At 61.8% G+C, this 15339-nt stretch carries 17 protein-coding genes; 6 read left to right on the forward strand and 11 right to left on the reverse strand.

All coding sequences use genetic code 11. From position 1 onward, the window contains the following. Positions 1-95 precede the first annotated feature (95 nt). Complete coding sequence (locus tag LPB072_RS06875) at positions 96-1121, reverse strand: amino acid ABC transporter substrate-binding protein (RefSeq protein WP_066093641.1); 1026 nt, start codon at positions 1119-1121, stop codon at positions 96-98. 320 nt (positions 1122-1441) lie between these two features. On the opposite strand from LPB072_RS06875, the gene LPB072_RS06880 reads away from it, so the two are divergent. Genes LPB072_RS06880 through acuI form a run of 3 tightly spaced genes read left to right on the forward strand, consistent with a single transcriptional unit; the run spans position 1442 to position 4430 of the window. Further along, the gene (locus LPB072_RS06880; protein WP_066093148.1) at positions 1442-3154 is read left to right on the forward strand and encodes a long-chain fatty acid--CoA ligase; all 1713 of its coding nucleotides are present in this window, start codon (positions 1442-1444) and stop codon (positions 3152-3154) included. A gap of 21 nt (positions 3155-3175) precedes the next feature. Beyond that, positions 3176-3436 (forward strand): hypothetical protein, encoded by a 261-nt coding sequence (locus tag LPB072_RS06885; RefSeq protein WP_066093151.1) that lies wholly within the window; start codon positions 3176-3178, stop codon positions 3434-3436. Continuing rightward, positions 3429-4430 carry an acrylyl-CoA reductase (NADPH) gene (gene acuI, locus LPB072_RS06890; protein WP_066093153.1) on the forward strand — a complete coding sequence of 334 codons (1002 nt, stop codon included), beginning with the start codon at positions 3429-3431 and terminating at the stop codon, positions 4428-4430. The genes LPB072_RS06885 and acuI overlap by 8 nt, the downstream gene beginning before the upstream one ends. A gap of 170 nt (positions 4431-4600) precedes the next feature. Here acuI and LPB072_RS06895 read toward each other — a convergent pair whose 3' ends face one another. Beyond that, positions 4601-5458 carry a DUF2189 domain-containing protein gene (locus tag LPB072_RS06895; RefSeq protein ID WP_231943452.1) on the reverse strand — a complete coding sequence of 286 codons (858 nt, stop codon included), beginning with the start codon at positions 5456-5458 and terminating at the stop codon, positions 4601-4603. A gap of 135 nt (positions 5459-5593) precedes the next feature. Beyond that, positions 5594-6004, reverse strand: coding sequence for a bacteriohemerythrin (locus tag LPB072_RS06900; RefSeq protein WP_066093156.1), 411 nt, complete (start codon positions 6002-6004; stop codon positions 5594-5596). 140 nt (positions 6005-6144) lie between these two features. On the opposite strand from LPB072_RS06900, the gene LPB072_RS06905 reads away from it, so the two are divergent. Then, complete coding sequence (locus tag LPB072_RS06905) at positions 6145-6888, forward strand: 2OG-Fe dioxygenase family protein (protein ID WP_066093647.1); 744 nt, start codon at positions 6145-6147, stop codon at positions 6886-6888. A 27-nt stretch (positions 6889-6915) separates the two neighbouring features. Here LPB072_RS06905 and LPB072_RS06910 read toward each other — a convergent pair whose 3' ends face one another. The 8 genes from LPB072_RS06910 to LPB072_RS06945 all read right to left on the reverse strand — a co-directional run bounded on the left by LPB072_RS06910 (position 6916) and on the right by LPB072_RS06945 (position 12460). After that, positions 6916-7257: a YkvA family protein gene (locus tag LPB072_RS06910; protein WP_066093159.1), complete on the reverse strand. Its 342-nt coding sequence runs from the start codon at positions 7255-7257 to the stop codon at positions 6916-6918. A gap of 184 nt (positions 7258-7441) precedes the next feature. After that, on the reverse strand, positions 7442-8626 hold the full coding sequence (gene bktB, locus LPB072_RS06915; RefSeq protein WP_066093162.1) for a beta-ketothiolase BktB: 1185 nt from the start codon (positions 8624-8626) through the stop codon (positions 7442-7444). Positions 8627-8745: 119 nt separating this feature from the next. Continuing rightward, complete coding sequence (locus tag LPB072_RS06920) at positions 8746-9327, reverse strand: histidine phosphatase family protein (RefSeq protein WP_066093649.1); 582 nt, start codon at positions 9325-9327, stop codon at positions 8746-8748. Positions 9328-9364: 37 nt separating this feature from the next. Beyond that, complete coding sequence (locus tag LPB072_RS06925; protein WP_066093165.1) at positions 9365-10144, reverse strand: SDR family NAD(P)-dependent oxidoreductase; 780 nt, start codon at positions 10142-10144, stop codon at positions 9365-9367. Positions 10145-10162: 18 nt separating this feature from the next. Next, positions 10163-10843, reverse strand: a complete 681-nt coding sequence (locus tag LPB072_RS06930; RefSeq protein ID WP_066093168.1) for an RluA family pseudouridine synthase — start codon at positions 10841-10843, stop codon at positions 10163-10165. Beyond that, entirely contained in the window at positions 10840-11328 is a 489-nt protein-coding gene (locus tag LPB072_RS06935) for a HugZ family pyridoxamine 5'-phosphate oxidase (RefSeq protein WP_066093171.1), read from the reverse strand. Before LPB072_RS06935 ends, LPB072_RS06930 begins: the two co-directional genes overlap by 4 nt. Positions 11329-11351: 23 nt before the next feature. Further along, positions 11352-11978 (reverse strand): OmpA family protein, encoded by a 627-nt coding sequence (locus LPB072_RS06940; RefSeq protein WP_066093175.1) that lies wholly within the window; start codon positions 11976-11978, stop codon positions 11352-11354. A gap of 14 nt (positions 11979-11992) precedes the next feature. Next, a complete protein-coding gene (locus LPB072_RS06945; protein WP_066093178.1) occupies positions 11993-12460 on the reverse strand; it encodes a FecR family protein in 468 nt (155 codons plus the stop codon). 177 nt (positions 12461-12637) lie between these two features. Between LPB072_RS06945 and LPB072_RS06950 the strand changes: the two genes are divergently transcribed. Beyond that, positions 12638-13663, forward strand: coding sequence for a tRNA dihydrouridine synthase (locus LPB072_RS06950; protein WP_082877040.1), 1026 nt, complete (start codon positions 12638-12640; stop codon positions 13661-13663). 46 nt (positions 13664-13709) lie between these two features. Beyond that, a complete protein-coding gene (locus LPB072_RS06955) occupies positions 13710-15281 on the forward strand; it encodes a glutamate--cysteine ligase (protein WP_066093181.1) in 1572 nt (523 codons plus the stop codon). Positions 15282-15339 lie beyond the last annotated feature (58 nt).

The raw sequence follows: 15339 nt of genomic DNA on the forward strand, positions 1-15339 counted from the left end.
GATTTGAGTGGAATCACGAGCGTAAAAAAAACCGGCACAAACACCCCTGAAATCTTTCGAGGGTATTTGTGCCAGTTCTGGCCGGTTGAGTCAGATCAACGCAGTGGAGGGGCGTACATCAAACCACCGTTGTTCCACAGGTTGTTCTTGCCACGTGGCAGGTTCAACGGTGTTTTCGGGCCAACGTTGCGCTCGAAAATTTCGCCGTAGTTGCCGGTGGCGGCGATGGAGCGTGCCAGCCACTCTTTGTCCAGACCCAGATGCTTGCCCAAGTCTTCAGTGACGCCCAGCATGCGGCCCACTTGTGGGTCGGAGCTTTTCTTCATCTCAACCACATTGCCCTGCTTGATGCCATATTCTTCGGCTTCGATCAGGCCGTTGAGCACCCATTTGTTGATGGCCAACCACTCGTCATCACCGCGGCGCACCATGGGGCCCAGAGGCTCTTTGGAGATCAGGTCAGACAGGATCTCGTGATCGGCAGGCACCTTGGCTTCTTTGGAACGGGTGGATGCGAGGCCAGACGCGTCGGTGGTGTAAGCCTGGCAACGGCCGGAGAAGTAGGCACCGGTAGCGGCTTCAACTTTTTCGAACACCACGGGCGTGATCTTGATTTTGTTGGCGCGGGCAAAGTCGGTCAGGTTTTTCTCGGTGGTCGTGCCGGACTGCACGCAAACGGCAGCACCGTTGAGCTGCTTGGCGTTCTTGACCTTGCCTTTTTTGACCATGAAACCCTGGCCATCGTAGAACCAGGTGCCCACGAAATGCAGACCCAGGGATGCATCACGCGACAGGGTGCCGGTGGTGTTGCGCGAAAGGATGTCCACTTCGCCGGACTGCAATGCGGTGAAACGCTGCTGTGCGTTCAGCGGCACGTATTTGACTTTGCTGGCATCGCTCAAGACGGCGGCTGCAACGGCTTTGCAGAAATCCACATCCAGGCCGGACCAGTTGCCGCTGCTGTCGGCTTGAGAGAAGCCTGCCAGACCGGTGTTCACGCCGCAGACCAACTCGCCGCGGGCTTTGATCGCATCAACGGTCTTGCTGGCAGCGTGAGCCGGGACGGACACCATGGTTGCAGCGGCAGCTGCAAACGCCAGGGACAGGTTCAGGGATTTCATTTTTTTCATCGACTTACTCCAATAGGTATAGCACGGGTTGTTGACTGCTCTGGCGCTCACCGGTAGGTGTGCATTTTGAGCGCCCTTGTACTGTATGCGTGCGCAAGGGTTTGATGCATCGGGGTTTACGTGAGATCACCATGCAAAAAATGCATGGGCACATGGATGTGCCCATAAAGGAGCCTCTATGGTTTTGGTAGCAATTGCCATGCCAAGTGCTGTCTGGCCTGGTCGTCCCGGGTGCGACATGGCGTCTGCACGAATGGGCGCGGGCGCTCGTATCCTTGTTGGCGAAGCCGTTACAACAATGGAGACACTCGATGAACCATGCCGAACAGGTCCCCGCCGTGCCCGAGCGGGCACACCACCGTTTTTGGCCCAAGCGGCTGCCTCACAGCATTCAAACGCCACGCACATCGATGTGGTTCAACCTGGAGGTGAGCGCACAGCGGTATCCCGATAAACCGGCGCTGGTTTTCTTTGATCAGAGTGTCAGCTATTCGGAGTTGAAACACCAGGCAGAGCGTGTGGCATCGCATCTGCAGGCCAAGGGCGTAAAGGCTGGTGACCGTGTGATTCTGCTGATGCAGAACTGCCCGCAATGGATCGCTTCCTATTACGGCATCTTGCGTGCAAATGCGGTCGTGGTGCCTGTGAATCCGATGAACCGGGCAGAAGAGCTCAAGCACTACATCACAGACCCTGATGTCCGCGTTGCGATCAGCGCTGCTGACCTGGCAGGCGAGTTGGCCAAGGCCAGTGAAGCCTTGCCCGAGGCGCAGCGCCTTCAACACCTGTTGGTGACCCACTACACCGATGCGGTCGGCGCGCAACCCGAGGTGCCGTCAACCTGGGTGGCCTGGCTTGAGGCCCGCCACCCACAGCCCACGCTGTCTGCCGGGGATGTCAGTGACTGGAGCGAAGCAATGGCCTGCACCCAGGCGCTGTTGCCACACGACCGGGCGCCTGAAGATCTGTGCGTATTGCCTTATACGAGTGGCACCACCGGTTTGCCCAAGGGCTGCATGCATACCCACGCCAGCATGATGCACAACACCGTGGCGGCCAGTTTGTGGGGCAATGGCAGCAGCGAAAACACGGCGTTGCTGGTGGTGCCGCTGTTTCACATCACGGGCATGGTGACCGGCATGCATACCGGGATCTATCTGGGTGCCACCACGGTATTGATGCCTCGCTGGGATCGTGATCTGGCGGGGCAATTGATTTCGACATGGCGTGTCACGAGCTGGACGAATATTCCAACGATGGTGATCGATCTGTTGGCCAGCCCCCACTTCAACCAATACGATCTCACCAGCCTGGCCTATATCGGCGGCGGCGGGGCGGCCATGCCACAGGCTGTCGCTCAGCGGCTTCAAGATGCCTATGGGCTGAAGTTTGCCGAAGGTTACGGCTTGACCGAAACCGCAGCGCCTTCGCACAGCAACCCGCCCGATGCGCCCAAACAGCAGTGTTTGGGGGTGCCGTTCATCGGTGTGGATTCACGGGTGATTGATCCTGACACCCTGAAGGAAATGCCGATGGGCGAAGCGGGCGAAATCATCATGCGTGGCCCATCGGTTTTTTCGGGCTATTGGAAGCGGCCTGACGCGACCGAGGCTGCTTTTGTTGAGTTTGAAGGGCAGCGCTACTTCCGCTCGGGTGACTTGGGTCGCGTGGATGAAGACGGCTATTTCTTTATCACCGACCGCCTGAAACGCATGATCAATGCCAGCGGGTTCAAGGTGTGGCCCGCGGAGGTCGAGGCGCTGATGTTCCGCCACCCGGCCATTGCCGAGGCCTGTGTGATCGGGACCCAGGATGACTACCGAGGTGAAAGCGTCAAAGCGGTGGTGGTGTTGCGGGCAGAAGCGCGGGGGCAGGTGAGCGAGCAAGACATCGTTGACTGGTGTCGCGAAAACATGGCGGTCTACAAGTGCCCAAAAGTGGTGCAGTTTGTGGAGGCGCTGCCCAAAAGCGGGAGCGGCAAGGTGATGTGGCGGTTGCTTCAGGAAAAGGAAGCCGACGCGTAGTCAGGCCCGTCACAATTGGGCATGCCCTTAAAAGACCACTTCCTCCGCCGGTCGCTTTGGCGCCTCTGGCAGCCACGGCGGGGCCTGTTCTGGCTGATGCTGGCATTCAACGCCTTGTCGTCCGGACTGGCCTGGTGGTTGCATTTGGCCCAGCCCTCGGGCACCCTGCTGGTGGTGGTCACGCTACTGGCCTTGACCAACACCTTGATAGGCTGGTGGTTGCTTTTGATTCTTTGGCGCGAAGGCGCCGATACAAACTCAGGAGAAAAGAAACATGTTTAAGGCTTTGTTGATCAACAAGACCGATGACGCAGGCTACACCTGTGCCTTGACCGAAGTGGAAGAGAGCCAGATTCCTGGACAAGGCGACGTGACGGTGGCGGTCGAATGGTCAACCATCAATTACAAGGACGGCCTGGCCATCACAGGCAAGTCGCCGGTCGTGCGCAGTTTTCCGCTGGTGCCTGGCATCGATTTCGCCGGTACGGTGACTGCCAGCGAACACCCGCGCTGGAAAAAGGGCGACCGGGTGGTGTTGAACGGCTTTGGCGTAGGCGAAAGCCACTGGGGCGGTTTGGCTCAGATGGCGCGCGTGAAGGGCGATTGGCTGGTGGCCTTGCCCGATGCACTCAGCACCCGCGATGCCATGGCAATCGGTACGGCGGGCTACACCGCCATGTTGTGTGTGCAAGCTTTGCAGCGCCATTGGACTGAGGCTGGCATGGACGCCGGCAGCGGCGAGGTGCTGGTCACCGGTGCTGGCGGTGGCGTGGGCGGGGTCGCCATTGCCTTGCTGTCGGCCATGGGGCACAAGGTGGTGGCATCAACCGGCCGGTTGGAAGAGAGCGATTACCTCAAGTCGTTGGGCGCGGCTGAAGTGATCGACCGAAGCGCTCTGAGTGCCCCAGGCAAACCCATGCAGAAAGAACGCTGGATCGGCGTGGTCGATTCGGTCGGCAGCCACACGCTGGCCAACGCCTGCGCGAGCACGCGCTATGGCGGTGCCGTTGCCGCTTGTGGTCTGGCGCAAGGCATGGATTTCCCAGCTTCGGTCGCCCCGTTTATTTTGCGTGGCGTGACGCTGTACGGCATCGACAGCGTGATGGCGCCCTTGGCCAAGCGCGAATCCGCCTGGCAGCAACTGGCCCGGGATCTGGACCGCGGCAAGCTGGAAGCCATTACCCAGGAAGTGAGCCTGGCTGAAGCACTGACGGCCGGACCGGCCATTTTGGCTGGTCAGGTCCGCGGACGCTTGGTGGTCAACGTCAACGCCTGACTTCCATATCCGCCTGGGCAAAGAGAGATTCACCGCAGGGCCGCCCCAAGGTGAATCAACCCCCCTCAGGGGGCAGCGACCCGCGCAGCGGCGGAGCGTGGGGGTCATGGTTTCACCGCAGGGCCGCCCCAAGGTGAATCAACCCCCCTCAGGGGGGCACTTCTTCCTCCCTACTCCACGGGCACGATGTGACGGTAGGCGTGCCAGGTGGCGTGACCAATGACGGGGCCAACGATCAAAAGCCCCAGAAAATACGGCAGCATGGCCAGGCCAATGAGCAGCGTGATCAATGCCCCCCAGATGAACATCACGCCGGGGTTTTGCAAGCTGGCCCGGATGCTGGTCAAACCGGCGGACACGGCGTCGGTTTGCCGGTCCATGATCATGGGGATGGAGATCACGCTGGTGACGAAGATCAGGGTCGCAAAGAGGCCGCCTACGATTGTGTAGGTGATCAGGAAACTCAGGTTTTCGGGGTTGAGCAACTGCGCCAGCAAGTGGTCGGTGGTGGGCATGGTGTTGAAGGTGACCGCGAAAACGACCAGCGAGGCCCGGCCCCAAAGCAATTCCAGGATCAGCAGCACACCGGCAAAAATTCCCATGGTGCCTTTGGTGGGGCGCCAGGCGACCAGGGATGCGCGCAATGATGGGCGGTGGCTGTGCGTCTGCATGGCCTTGCTGGCGTCATACAGGCCCAGACAGAGAAACGGCCCCATGAGCAGAAAGCCTGCACTGAGCGCCAGCACGTAGGCAGGGGCGTTTTGGAACACGGCCAACAAGGCATGGCCCATGATGAAAAAACACACCCCATAAAACAGCCCGATGCGTGGGCAGCGTTTGAAGTCGGCCCAGCCCAGTTTCAGCCAGTTCAGCGGATCGGACGGTTTGAGTTGGGCCAGCTTCAATGCAAATACAGCGGGTCCATAGTGTTCGGGTTCCTGGGTCTCAGGCATCACTTCTGTGCGTGATTCCGGCGACTCGGTCGGTGGGTCTGATTCGGTGTTGTGGGCGGTGATGGCTTGTGCCATGGTGGTCTCCTGCTATCGGAAACAATATAACCAATGGCGAATGCTTTCGGGTACATGGTTTTCCCCGACAGCTGAAAGGGTTATTGCAGCCGTGCCGTCCTGTCCACCAGCCTCTCTTTGCCTGCTGGGTGCGTTTCAGGCTTCGGCGGCCAGCGCTGGAAACCGGCGCATGTGCAGGGCCAGGGCAGCGTCCAGCGACTGGGTGTGTTTGACGAACCAGCTGGCCAGCTCATGGGTCATGGCCCGCAAAGCCTGTTTGTCCCCAGCCTGCGCCATCGCCAGACCTTCTCGCATCACGTTGAGCACCAGCCGGTGCTGAAGGCCATGGTTGCTGGCGTTGGCAAAGTGCGACTCTCGCATCCAGTGGTCCTCACAGGCGAAGTGTTGCTGGGTGTGTTTGATCACTGCCTGCCAACTGGGCGCTAAAGCGGCATCGTCAGCGGTTTGCGCGATGGCCAGCAACGTCACGAAGGTTCGGTGGGCGTTGTCCATCGGGTCGAAGTCCAGCCGCAACGCGTCTGTCCATTCAATGGTGGGGGTCTTCATATCAAACTCCATTCGTTCCCGGGCAGCTTGGCAGGCTTGGGCGCGCGATGTTTTGATCCAGCGCAGAAAGGCCGCGATTGGTGGCTGGTGGCTGCCACGTCACGCATGGGGCGGGCGGGTCGTCGTTACACTGGGCGCCCATGAGCACCAGCGAATTCCGTCCCCCCTATATGCCCTTGACCGAGCGTGACCATGCGCTCAAAGAGCGGGGATTTGCGTTGTTGAATGCGGCTGAAACAGCTCAATGGCTGGGTGCCGATGAGGCGGATCTGGCGCGGCTGCACGCCATCTGGGACGACCTGCCCAGCGATGACTACATGAAAGACGGCGGGCGCTACCGCCGCCGCAGGCACAGCTGTTTTGAAGTTGAAGGCGGCGCGGTCACGCAGGTGGCGCATCGCGCCCATTGGCAACCATTGCAATACAACGCGCTGCATGGGGGCATGCAGCGCTGGTTCGAGCCCATGGACGAAGGAGTGGTGGCATCACCCGTGTGGAAACGCTTGCTGGCGGGTGTGGGTGCAGCTGCCACTGCCTTGCATGGTGCCAGACCATGGTTTGTCGAGGCACATCCTTTTCGCATCGACACCACCGATGGCATTGGTCGCCCGACACCAGAGGGCGCGCACCGCGATGGCGTGGACCTGGTCGCGGTGTTCATGGTGGCGCGTCACCAGATCAAAGGTGGGGAGAGCCGGGTTTTCGAGGCCGAAGGTCCGAATGGTCAGCGGTTCACCTTGCGGGAACCCTGGTCGCTGCTGTTGCTGGATGACGCTCGGGTGATTCACGAAAGCACGCCGATTCAGCCCATGGTGGACGGCGAGATGGGTTGGCGGGACACGCTGGTCTTGACTTACCGGCGGGGCGGTTTCCAGGGTGACTGATCGCGCCACGTCGAAGCCGACAGGCTCCTAGCGCAAGCGCGAATTGCTGCTGCGAACTTCGTCGGCTGGCTGCGCGGCCCGCCGTGTGCCGCTGCCACCGCGGGAGCGCTCTTCAGCGTACTGGCGAATGTGGGCGGGCAGGCGCGAGAGCAACCAGCGCAGGGCGAGCGGAATGAGAATGAGGTCGTCCATCACACCGATGACTGGCAACACATCGGGAATCAGGTCGATGGGTGACACAAGGTACAGCGCCATGGCCGCCGCGCCTGCTTTGAGCCAGGGAGGCGAGTCGGGGTGGCCGAGCGCATACCAAAGCCGCAGGGCGTCACCCTTGACGGCTATCCACACCATTGTCAGACGTTTCCACATGGCTTGACCTCCTGTTGAGCACCACCCAATCCAAGCGAACTGGTCATGGTGTGACCACCGTCTTCCTGTGAGGTTCCCCGCGAACCCGCGCAGCGGGTCAAAGTTTGCAAAAATTGGTAAATTGGTGCCGCGATGAAGAAAGGCTGCGCTGTCCGGGCGCGGCCCCTCTTTCTCCAGGCGCTGCTCAGACGCGCTCGAAAATGGCGGCGATGCCTTGACCGCCACCGATGCACATCGTGACCAGCGCGTAGCGGCCCTGCACGCGTTCCAGCTCGTACAGTGCTTTCACCGTGATCAGCGCGCCGGTGGCGCCAATCGGGTGACCAAGGGAGATACCGGAACCGTTGGGATTGACCTTGGCCGGATCCAGGCCCAGCTCCTTGGTCACGGCGCAGGCCTGGGCCGCAAAAGCTTCGTTGGCTTCGATCACGTCGAGATCGTTGACCGTCAGGCCGGTTCTCTTCAAAACGGCTTGCGTGGCCGAGATCGGCCCCACACCCATGATTTTGGGGTCGATACCGGTGTGGGCATAACCCACCAGACGCGCCATGGCTTTGGCGCCACGGGCTTTGGCCACGCCGGCTTCCATCAACACCACGGCCGCTGCGGCATCGTTGATGCCCGAGGCGTTGCCAGCGGTGACGGTGCCGTTTTCCTTGACGAAAACAGGCTTCAGCTTGGCCATGTCTTCGGGCTTGCAGTCGGGGCGGAAATGTTCGTCGGTAGACCAGGCCACTTCGCCTTTGCGGCTCTTGAGCATCACCGGGACGATCTGGTCCTTGAAGCGGCCCGACTCTGTCGCACGTTGTGCCCGGTTGTGGCTTTCGACCGCCAGCGCATCCTGCATTTCGCGGGTGATGCCGTATTTGGCGGCGACGTTTTCGGCGGTCACACCCATGTGGATGTTGTGGAAGGGGTCGTGCAGCGCGCCGATCATCATGTCGATCATTTTGGTGTCGCCCATGCGGGCACCAAAACGGGTGGCCAGGCTGGCATAGGGTGCTCGGCTCATGCATTCGGCACCACCGCCAATGGCGATGTCGGTGTCTCCCAGCAAGATGCTCTGGCTGGCGTTGACGATGGCTTGCAGGCCCGAGCCGCATAGGCGGTTGACGTTGAAGGCCGGAGTGCCTTCGCCACAGCCGCCGTTGACGGCCGCCACGCGCGAAAGGTACATGTCTTTGGGCTCGGTGTTGACCACATGGCCAAACACCACATGACCCACATCCTTGCCGTCCACGGCGGCTCGGGCCAGCGCTTCTTTGACCACCAGCGCGGCCAGTTCGGTAGGGGGGGAGTCTTTCAGGCTGCCGCCAAAGGTGCCAATGGCGGTGCGGGTTGCGGCTACGACGACGACTTCTCTGCTCATGTTTGTCTCCTGTGGGTGGTTTTGCGGTTTGGGGGCTGCCCGTTCGCAGCGGGTTTCAGGCTCATATTAACGGCCGAAGGCTTACACAGGGCTTGACAAGGGTCACATGGGCGTCGACATCAGAATGTTTGCCGTGCCAGCACCTCGAGCTGGTGAGGGGAAGCATGTTCAGGTCGTGCCAGCAGCATTTCGCCCATGACCGTGAAATTGCCAGTGAGGGCGCTGATGTTGACCTGATGGGTGACGAGCACCAGATTGCGAGGGGCCTTGTGTTGCTGCAGGGACTGCAGCGCCTCTCGGGTCTGTCGCTCGCCGCTGTTTTGCTGGAAAAACGAGTTGATGGGCGCCCAGACGGTGTGGCGGCCAAAGGCCAGCTCTGCCGTGTCGACGCAGCGGCACCATGCGCTGGAGCGCACCTCATCGGGCACCACGCCTTCGCGCTGGAAGGCAACGGCCACACGCCTGGCCTGTTCGCGCCCGGCCTCGCTGAGGTTTCGCTGAGTGCTGCAGTCGCCAATGCGGAAGTTGGCTGGGTCGCCGGTGCCGGACACGGTTTGAGCATGGCGCATGAGCAGCAGGTTGCCACCTTCACGCAGCAGCGCCCAGAAGCTGGCCGCAGGTGTCCCGCTTTGAGCCTGGGCGTGGATGGGTGAACCCAGCGTGAGCCCGAGCACTGCGGCTTGAAACTGACGGCGGGACAAGGAGTCGTGTTTGTCCAGCGTCTGCGCCCTGTGCCGGTCAGTCACGCACGTCGGCCACGGGCTGTGAACCAAAGTCCTTGCGGTCAAGCCAGGCCAGCACCTGTTGCGCGGCTTGCTGGGGCGAGCTGAGCTGGCCTTTTTCTTTGAGTTCGATGAAACGGCTCAACCCGGGGAAGTGGGCAGGGTCGCCGGCGCGAAGCTGGGCTTGCATGTCGGTGTCAATCACGCCGGGCGCCAGTGAGACCAGCTTGGCGCCAAAGGGTTTTTCCGCTTCGTCGAGGGCGCTGCCCCTCGTGAAATGGTCCATGCCTGCCTTGGCTGCGCAATACGATGCCTGGCCGGCCATGGCGTGGCGCCCCAGGCCTGAGGAAATGTTGAGTACCTTGCGTGGCCCCCGCCAGCCCGCGTGAACCCAGTCGCCAGTCACCCGCAGAAACGCTGCGGTGAGCAACATGGGCGCTTCCAGCCCCACGCGCAAGGCGTTGATCAAACCCTCGGCAGGCGCGGCTTCAAGCGGGCCGATGGTGGTGATCACTCCGGCGTTGTTGATCAGCGTGGCGCTGGCCAGTCCCTCTGGAGCCTGGGCGGCCAACCAGTCCTGCAAGCGCTCTGCCGCGCCTTGGCTGTCTGCCAGGTCCTGCTGCCATTGGGTGAGCGGAGCGCCCTGCGTGGCTGCGGCCCGGGTCAGGTCGTCGTTTGATTTTCGGGAAATGCACAACAGCAGGCGGTTGGGTGCCAGCAACTGCTCGGCCATGGCCAGGCCCATGCCCCGCGAAGCGCCGGTGAGGATGGTGAGATGTTGCGGGGTGGTGGTCATGGTGGCGTTCCTTCAAAGCTAAAAAGGGCAGGGCGACTCGAACAGCAGGCGTTCACCGGTGAACGGATGGGGCACCTCAATGGCTTGCGCGTGCAGAAGCAACCTGTCAGCCTTTGCTGGGGCATCAAGTGGCGCATACAGCGTGTCCCCCACGATGGGGTGGCCGATCGCCTGAAGGTGCACCCGCAATTGGTGGGAGCGGCCTGTGATGGGTTCCAGTTCTACGCGCGTCGCGATGCCCGTGTGCGCTTGCGGGTTTTCTGCTGGCAACTGGGGACTGAGTCGCCAGCGGGTTTGACTGGGCTTGCCGGTCTCGAGGCTCACGATGCTGCGCGGACGGTTGAGCCAGTCGAGCAGCAGAGGCAAATCGATGGTGCCCCAGTCGTTGTCGGGCAGGGGGTTGAGCAGCGCGCCACAGACCACGGCGACATAGCGCTTGTAGACACGCCGCTTCTCGAAGGCCAGGCTGAGGCTTCGCTGGGCATCTATGCCGCGTGCCATCACAACCAGACCCGAAGTGGCCATGTCGAGCCGGTGCACCACCAGTGCATCGGGCCACGCCGCTTGGGCTCTGGCACTTAGGCAGTCCTGTTTGTCTGGCCCCCGGCCAGGCACGGCAAGCAATCCGGCGGGTTTGTTGAGCACCAGCAGATGGTTGTCTGCGAACAGCACTTCCAGGCCAGGGTGGTTGCCCGTCAAATGGCCGCCCCCATGGCCTGGGCCAGTGTTTCAACGCTGATGTTGCGTGCAGCACCAAAGCCAGCAACCTGCCGCGCGCGCAGTGGGCGCAAACGGATAAAGCGAAAGTCGCCCAATTGGGTCATGGGTTCCGCCTCGGGAAACCGGGCCAGATAGCTGCTTCGCAAGTGCTGGATGTCGGCGCTGTTGGAATCGAAGGCCTCGGCTTGCACATCGATCGTCACACGGGGCAATGCATGCACAGGTTCGCCGGCAGTTTCTGCCCGGCTGATCATCAGGGAGGCACGCGGATGCCTGAGCAGGTTGCCGGTGTGGGAAGCAAGCGCGCTGACATGGATCACCAGCGAGGCTGTTTCGGTTTCGATGGCAAAAGGCACCCGTGAAACGAATGCGTCTCCATCTGAACTCAAGGTGCCCAGGGCGCCGGTGCGCTGGCTGGCGAAGAGGTCGCTCAGGGCTCGGGTCAGCCCGTTTTCGGACGCCATGGACGCGTGGGCTCGCTGAACGGTCAGCGCACCACCACTTCAGCGCGGCGGTTGCGAGGCTCGATCACTTCATCGTCTGTGGGCACGGTTGGCTCGCGTTCACCTCGGCCCACGGCCTGGATCAACTCAGGCTGAAAGCCCTGGCCGATCAGCAGGTCCCGTACCGCTTGCGCACGTTTCAGAGAGAGCGCGTCATTGGCTTCCAGGGTGCCTTGGCGATCGGTGTGCCCCGTGACCACGATTTCGCCACCGGCCCGCGCCTGTGCCTTGGTGATGACCTCGGGCAACCGGGCTTGCGAAGCGGCGGTGAGGTCGGAACTTCCAGGCTCGAACTCCAGTACGAAGCGATCGGGCGCGGCGGGTAGCAGCGCAATCAGTTGTGGATGGGCTTTGCGAACTTCTTCGGCAGTGGTGGGGACGACTTCAACGGCTCCGGCTTTGGTGACTTCTGCCACCTGATAGGGCTGGGCCACGAGCTGAGAGCCCTTGCTCGTGGTCACTTCGACGGCGCTGGGATGGCCATCGGCCTGAGGGAGCAGGGTCACGCGGGTGGCGGGTGCGCAGCCTGAGAGCAATGCCGTCGTGAGGGCCGCCGCTGCAAGGGTGGCCCGCTTGGGAAAATGCAATGGTGTCAGGGTAGAGGGTTGCATGGGTTCGGACAGCCTTACTGTGCGGCTTGGGTTTCAACAATGAAGTCGGTGCCGCGCACGCCGACGACGGAGGTGGGTGTTTTCACTTTGACACTCTCAGGATGTGCCTTGCCCAGCAAACCGGTGACCACCCGTACCGAGCCTTGCAGCAGGTCGAGCAGAAGGTTGCCTTCCTGGGTGGTGGAATTGAATTCAAACCGGCTCAGGTCCATGGTGGAATTGGGGCCCATGGTGAGCACGGTGCCATCTTTCAGGGTGATGGCGGCGGCGCCGGTTTTCCCGGTGCTGATGCGCTGGCTGGCTTGCACGGCCCCACCTGACGCCGCGGTGCGCCGCTCGGCGGCATTGCCTACCCAGGCCTCGCCCTCGATCTGTTTGAATGTCCCCGCGCGTGATGCATCACCGGAGACCGATTGGCTGCTGGAGAAAGAAGCAAAACTGAGCAGGGCAACAGCCAGCGAAGTGGCGAGAAACGTGCGCATGGAACAACTCCCGGGGGTTTGGTTTGCGGCGATGGTACCGGACGTCGGAAGGGGGGGCAAGGTGAACGGGCGCGGTGGCGCCCAAGGGCCGATAAAATCTGTACTGCTTCTGATCTTTGTCACACTGATAGCGAGCGCTCACCTTTTTGGCCCTGAGTGCGTCAGTCAATCCACCTTATGAATCTGTTGCTCGCGCCCATGGAGGGCCTGCTGGACGCGTCACTGCGCGACGTGCTCACCCGCACGGGCGGCATCGACCGCTGCGTGAGCGAATTCGTCCGGGTGACCGACACCCTGTTGCCCGAGCGCGCGTTTTACCGGGTGGTGCCAGAGTTGCACAACGGTGGCTTCACGCGCGCCGGGGTGCCGGTGCGGGTCCAGTTGCTGGGGTCGGACCCGGCCTGCCTGGCCGACAACGCCGCGCGTCTCGCCGGCCTGAGCCCGCATGGGGTGGATTTGAACTTCGGTTGTCCGGCGAAATGCGTGAACCAGAGCCGGGGCGGCGCCGTGTTGCTGGACGAGCCGGAATTGATCCACACCATCGTGTCTCGGGTGCGCAAGGCGGTGCCGGCGCATGTGGTGGTTTCTGCCAAGATGCGGCTGGGCTTCAACGACGACAGCGTCGCTGAGGCCTGCGCCTTGGCAATCGCCCAGGCGGGGGCGAGCGAGTTGGTGATCCATGCGCGCACCAAGGCCCATGGCTACCGGCCGCCCGCGTATTGGGACCGTATTGCCGAGGTGAAGTCGGCCTTGTCGGGGTTTCCGGCGATGAAGGTGGTCGCCAACGGCGAGATATTCAGTGTGGCCGATGCATTGCGCTGCCGCGAGGTCACAGGCTGCGACGATTTGATGATCGGGCGCGGCATGGTGACCAATCCGGGACTGGCGCTGGCCATCAAGGCGCAAGGCGCGGTGAGCTGGACACAGGTGTTGCCCTTGCTGGGGGCATTTTGGGAACATGTGGTGGAACGGGTCGAGCGCCGCCACCGAGCTGGCCGATTGAAACAATGGCTCAATTACCTGCGTAACCATTACCCGGAGGGGCAGGCCGCATTTGATGATCTGCGTCTGAGCAACGAGGTGGCCCACATCGAAGCCTGGCTGCTGGCACATGGTGCCACCGCGCAGGCAGGCCCGCCCAATTGGGCCCACGCGTCTGCGGCCATGGTGCCCGCACCAGCAGAGATGGAGCTCCCGTGTTAACTTTCGCCCCCCGGGCCCCTAACCCCTTTTCTCCGATTCTCTGTGTATGACCTCATTGCAACAAAGGCTGGATGCCATTTCGGGCGATCGCCTGCTTGGCCAAAAGCGCGGACTTGAAAAAGAGAGCCTGCGCTCGCAGCCCGATGGCAAGCTGGCGCTGACGCCGCACCCTGCGGCCTTGGGCAGCGCCCTGACCCACCCTCACATCACGACGGATTACAGCGAGTCACAGCTGGAACTGATCACGGGTGTGCACGCCAGCGTAGACGCTTGCCTCGCTGAGTTGACCGAGGTGCATCAGTACACGGCCCGCGTGTTGCACAAGCCTGGACAGAGCAGTGGCGACGAAATGATGTGGGCATCGAGCATGCCGTGCGGCTTGCCCACAGACGAAACCATTCCGCTGGGCCGTTACGGCTCATCCAACGTGGGCCGCGCCAAGAGTGTGTACCGCATGGGCCTGGGCCACCGCTACGGTCGGCGCATGCAAACCATTTCGGGTATTCACTACAACTGGTCCATGCCAGGCATCGACAACGACGGCTACTTTGCGCTGATCCGCAATTTCCGTCGCCATGCCTTCTTGTTGCTGGCGCTGTTTGGCGCCTCACCCGCAGTGTGTTCAAGCTTTCTGGCGGGCCGCGAGCACGATTTGCAGCCCTTGGGCAATGGTGGTTCGTTTTACAAACCCTTCGGTACCACCCTGCGCATGGGCCGGCTGGGCTATCAAAGCGATGCCCAGGCCACGCTCGGTGTCAGCTACAACGGCCTGGAGGGTTATGCGGCCTCGTTGCATGATGCGCTGACCCGTCCATGGCCAGCCTATGAGGCCATCGGCGTTCGCAATCCCGGCGGTGACTACAACCAGCTGGCCACCACGCTGCTGCAAATTGAGAACGAGTTCTACGGCACGATCCGGCCCAAGCGGGTTATCCAGCCAGGCGAGAGGCCTTTGCATGCCTTGCGGGAGCGCGGCGTGGAATATGTCGAAGTGCGTTTGCTCGATTTGAACCCCTTCGAAACCATCGGCATCGCTGCGCCAACACTGCGTTTCCTGGATGTGTTTCTGATGCATTGCTTGCTCAGCGAAAGCCCGCCAGACACACCCGATGAGATTCACGAGATCACCCAGAATCAGCAACTCACCGCCTCGCGTGGGCGTGAGCCTGGTTTGCGACTCACGCGCCACGGAGAAAGCCTGACCCTGACGCAATGGGGCGCTGAAATCATTGGGGGTTTGATGCCCATAGCGCAAGCGATGGATGCGGCCCATGGTGGTGATGCACATGTGCAGGCGGTGGCCGCCGCTGGCGCGTCGCTGGCAGCGCCGGACACCTTGCCTTCCGCCCGGGTGTTGGCCGCCGTGCGAAACGAGCACAGCGATTCGTTTGTGTCCTTTGTGCGCGCGCAGTCCTTGCAGACCCACAACCATCTGCTCGACCTGCCCTGGAGTTCCGGGCAACAGGCGCGATACGAGGCGATGGCGGCGAAATCCCTGGATGACCAGCGAGCCATCGAGGCGAACGACACCATGCCGTTTGATGTGTACCGCGAGGAATACACCTCTCCGGCCCGGTTGGGCCGCGCAGCCTACGAGCCAGTGCATCACGACGTCTGACAGATGGATCGTCTGTGGTTTGTTTGTCTGCCTTTTTAACGGGCAGTTCATTGAAATC

Origin of the sequence: Hydrogenophaga crassostreae (assembly GCF_001761385.1) — a bacterium.
Lineage (GTDB): Bacteria > Pseudomonadota > Gammaproteobacteria > Burkholderiales > Burkholderiaceae_C > Hydrogenophaga > Hydrogenophaga crassostreae.